Below are 3,925 nucleotides of genomic sequence, written 5' to 3' on the forward strand. Positions count from 1 at the left end.
CCGGCGCCACCGCCGCCGAGATCGACGCGGCCGCCCGCGGCACCCTCGCCGACGCGGGCCTGGCCGAGCTGTTCATCCACCGCACCGGCCACGGCATCGGGCTCGACGTGCACGAGGAGCCCTACCTCATGGGCGGTAACGACCTGCCGCTGGAGCCGGGCATGGCGTTCAGCGTCGAACCCGGCGTGTACCGGAGCGGCCGGTGGGGCGCCCGCATCGAGGACATCGTCGTGGTCACCGCCGACGGGGTCGAGCCGCTCAACACCCGCCCGCACGAACTGACCGTGCTGCCCGCATGACCGCGGACGGGTTGGAACCGCTCGACCGGGCCATCGTGCGGGAACTGTCCGCCGACGGGCGCCGCAGCTTCACCGACCTGGCCGAGCGGGTGGGGCTGTCGGTGTCGGCGGTGCACCAGCGGGTGCGGCGGCTGGAACAGCGCGGCGTGATCCGCGGCTACACCGCCAAACTCGACGGCGAACAGATCGGGCTGCCGCTGACGGCGCTGATCTCGTTGACGCCGAACGACCCGGCCGCACCGGACGACTACCCGCAGCGGCTGCAGCACATCACCGAGATCGAGTCGTGCTACTCGGTGGCCGGGGACGAGTCGTACGTGCTGCTGGTGCGGGTGGCCTCCCCGCTGGCGTTGGAGGACCTGCTGCGCCGCATCCGCGAGGCGGCCCGGGTGTCCACCCGCACCACCGTGGTGCTGTCCACCCCGTTCGAGGGCCGCTCCCCGACGCTGTGACCGCCGCCCGGGGCGGTGACCGGGCCCACGGTGCAGTCACCGCAGCACCTCGTCCGGCCACGCGGAGACGTTCGCCCCGGTGACCGCGGTGGCCACCACCGCGCCCGGCAGGTCGTGGGTGGCGAGGGCGGCGAGACCGGCCGCGCCCGCGGGTTCCGGGAGCACGCCGAGCGTGTCGAGCGCGGTGCGCATCGCGGCCAGCATGGCGGTGTCGTCGACCACGACGACCTCGTCGACGAGCAGCCGCATCCGCTCGACCGATTCCGGGATCGGTGCCCGGACCGCCACGCCTTCGGCCACGGTGTCCGCCCGGTCGGTCGGCACCACACGACCGGCCCGCCAGCTGTGCGCCATGGCGGGCGCCCCCGCTGCGCACACCCCGACCACACGGGTGCGCGGCGAGTGCTCCTTGACCCACCGGGCGACACCGGTGATCAGTGCGCCGTCCCCGACGGGCAGCACCACCGTGTCGATCGGGCCCGCGGCGAGCAGTTCGACGCCGAGGGTGGCCGCGCCCTCCGCGATGCGCGGATGCTGACCATCGCGCACGAGAACCGCGTCGTCCCGGGCGGCGGCGTACTCGCGGGCGGCGTCCTCGGGTGGCCGGTCTCGGATCTCGTGCACGCGCGCACCGAGCGAGGCCATTCTGGTCAGTTTCACCTGGCTGATGCCCGCAGGGACGAACACGTCCGCCTGCAGACCGTGCCGGGCCGCGGAGTGGCCGAGCGCCTGGCCGAAGTTGCCGGTCGAGGTGCTCACCAGCCGTGTTCCCGGCGTGAACTCACGGGCCAGCAGGTCGACGCCACGCCCTTTGAAACTGCGGATCGGATTCAGCGTCTCGATCTTGACCAGGACCCGTCCGCCGAGCGCGGCGCAGAGCTGTTCGTCGACGAACTGCGGTGTGTCGAGAAACAACGGGTCGATCAGGTTCGAGGCTTCGGCGATACGGGTGAGGTCGAGGTCGAGGTCTCCGCTGTGCACGCGGTCGCTCCTTACTCCGGGAGAGGAATCGGACGCCTTCACCGTAGAGCGGCCGGTGGTGACGCCGATTGAGAATCGTGCCGCCGTCACGCAAAATCATTGCGTGCCGTTCGTGCCCGATGCCGTCGACCGTCGGCTGCTGCGGCTGCTGCAGGAGGACGCCGGGCGCACCCTGCGGGAGTTGGGGGAGCTGGTCGGCCTGTCCCCGAGCGCGGTGCAGCGCCGGATCCGCGGTTACCGCGCCGCCGGGGTCGTCGCGCGCGAGGTCGCGGTGCTCGACCCGGCCGCGCTGGGCCCCACCACACTCGCCGTGGTCCTGGTGACACTGGACCACGAGTCCGCCGAACACCACGCCGCGTTCCGCACGCGGATGCGGCACGAGCCCCGCGTGCAGCAGTGCTACGACCTGGCCGGGCAGTGGGACTACGTCGTCGTGCTGGTCACCGACAGTCTGGCCGAGTGCCGGGCGCTGTCGGACCGGCTCTTCCTCGGCGACGGGAACGTGCGCCGCTACGACACGCTGCCTGTGCTCGACCCGGTCAAGACCGGCCTGACCGTGCCGTTGCCGGAGCCGTGACGACCGGGGTGGTGACCGCCCACCGGGTGGTCACCCGTCGGGGGCGGCACGCACCGAGGGGGCGGCGTGCAGGTCGCCGTCGGCACCTTCGAGGCAGGCGGCCGCGCGGTCGTCGGTGGCGAGGAACTCGCTCATGCAGCGGGCCACCTGGGCGTGTCCGCGGGCGTTGGGGTGGAACGATTCCTGCAGCGCGTGCGAGACGCGCCGCTCGTCGTCCAGGTCGTCCCAGGCGACGGTGAACCGGGTGAACCATTCGGAGGAGGGGTCGGCGCCGCCGGAGCAGGCCTCGTGGCCGCGTCCGGCGCGGGACAGGTCCAGGAAGCGGGCGTCGGCGCCGTCCGCGGCGGTGCGCAACGCCTCGGACAGCGACGCCGTACCCGGCCCGGACACCCACGTCAGGTCCTTGGTGCGGAACGGGCAGCCGTCCAGATTACGCAGCGACTCGGGGATGTTCGGGCCGATGGGGGAGGCGTAGGACTGCAGCACCAGCTCGTAGTCGTCGTCGGAGTAGCCCGCCTCGGACAGCACCGTGCGCACGTCGCTCAGGGCGGACTCGACCTTCGGCACCATCGCCTCCAGCCGGGACGGCCAGTCTGCCTTGATCTCTTCGCTGCACGGGGCGCCGTGGTCGAGGAACCACGAGGTGAAGCACTCCGAGATGAGGCGGGAGAACCGGGGGTCGTCGTTCGCGCCGAGCGCCACCACCACGGCCGCCACGCGGTGCGTGTCGAGCAGGTCCCGCAGTTGGCCGGCCTGAGACGGTTCGGTGTACTGCGCGACGTCGCCGAGGGCGACGTGCCCGGACGGGGCGCCGGAGCAGGCCAGGTTCACCGACTCGGTCACCTCGGGCAGGTCGAGCCGGTGCACCATCGCGTGCGGGGAGCGGTGGCACCAGTTGCCGCCCGCGCCGTCGGTGCCGGCGGTGTAGTCGCCCGCGCCCTCCCCGGACAGGGTGCTGTCGCCGAGACTGACCACGGTCAACGGCCCGGTCCCGGGTGGGCCCGGCCGTTCGGCCGGTTCCTCGTCGCCCGGGATGACGAAGACGAACACGGCGACGAGCACGAGCACCCCGGCCAGCGCCGCACCGCCGAGCCACCACCGCAACCTGGACATCGTGGGCGAGTCTACGCAGCGGCGACCGGGGAGGGCACCGGCCCGGGACACACCGTGACCGGATCGTCCACCCCGGGCGACGTGACGGTCCCGGGATGCGTCGGTCTCGCACTGCGGCATCCGGTTCGCCTCGGTCGACGGGCGGATGTGGGAGGCCGGGGAACCCGCGCCGAACCCACACCGCGATCGGGTGCGGACGGCACCGTGTCCGCCACCGGGCGCACCGCCGGCACCTGGACCCGCGTCGACCGGGACACCGCCCACGCCCCACTCGCCGGCCACTCCGGTGTCCTCGCCGTGGCCGGTGAGCATGGCGGCGTGAAATGCCGTACCGGGGCGGCGCGGGTTCCGCTAGGCTCGCCCCGACCGATCGATCTCGGAACTGGGGGTAGCCATGCGAAGGCGTGTGTTGTCGGTGCTGGCGTGCGCGGTGACGGCGTCGCTGTCCGGGGCGGTGCCCGCCGCCGGAGCGGCCACGGGCGACGACGGCGCGGCAGGTGGGG

The 3,925-nt window shown here is 73.2% G+C and carries 5 protein-coding genes; 3 read left to right on the forward strand and 2 right to left on the reverse strand.

All coding sequences use genetic code 11. The features are described from left to right. Both SACHA_RS20925 and SACHA_RS0107800 read left to right on the forward strand, forming a co-directional pair. Positions 1-299: M24 family metallopeptidase (locus tag SACHA_RS20925; protein ID WP_039738361.1), on the forward strand; the 299-nt coding region annotated here is incomplete at its 5' end. After that, entirely contained in the window at positions 296-751 is a 456-nt protein-coding gene (locus SACHA_RS0107800; RefSeq protein WP_019808559.1) for an Lrp/AsnC family transcriptional regulator, read from the forward strand. The genes SACHA_RS20925 and SACHA_RS0107800, both read left to right, overlap by 4 nt. Positions 752-787: 36 nt before the next feature. Here the strand turns inward: SACHA_RS0107800 and SACHA_RS0107805 are convergent, their stop codons facing one another. After that, positions 788-1,732, reverse strand: coding sequence for a threonine ammonia-lyase (locus SACHA_RS0107805; RefSeq protein ID WP_019808561.1), 945 nt, complete (start codon positions 1,730-1,732; stop codon positions 788-790). A gap of 103 nt (positions 1,733-1,835) precedes the next feature. Between SACHA_RS0107805 and SACHA_RS0107810 the strand changes: the two genes are divergently transcribed. Beyond that, the gene (locus SACHA_RS0107810; RefSeq protein ID WP_019808563.1) at positions 1,836-2,309 is read left to right on the forward strand and encodes an Lrp/AsnC family transcriptional regulator; all 474 of its coding nucleotides are present in this window, start codon (positions 1,836-1,838) and stop codon (positions 2,307-2,309) included. A 30-nt stretch (positions 2,310-2,339) separates the two neighbouring features. Here SACHA_RS0107810 and SACHA_RS0107815 read toward each other — a convergent pair whose 3' ends face one another. Next, the gene (locus SACHA_RS0107815) at positions 2,340-3,422 is read right to left on the reverse strand and encodes a GDSL-type esterase/lipase family protein (RefSeq protein ID WP_028662980.1); all 1,083 of its coding nucleotides are present in this window, start codon (positions 3,420-3,422) and stop codon (positions 2,340-2,342) included. Positions 3,423-3,925 lie beyond the last annotated feature (503 nt).

The sequence above is a fragment of the Saccharomonospora halophila 8 genome (assembly GCF_000383775.1).
GTDB classification, from domain to species: Bacteria; Actinomycetota; Actinomycetes; order Mycobacteriales; family Pseudonocardiaceae; genus Saccharomonospora; species Saccharomonospora halophila.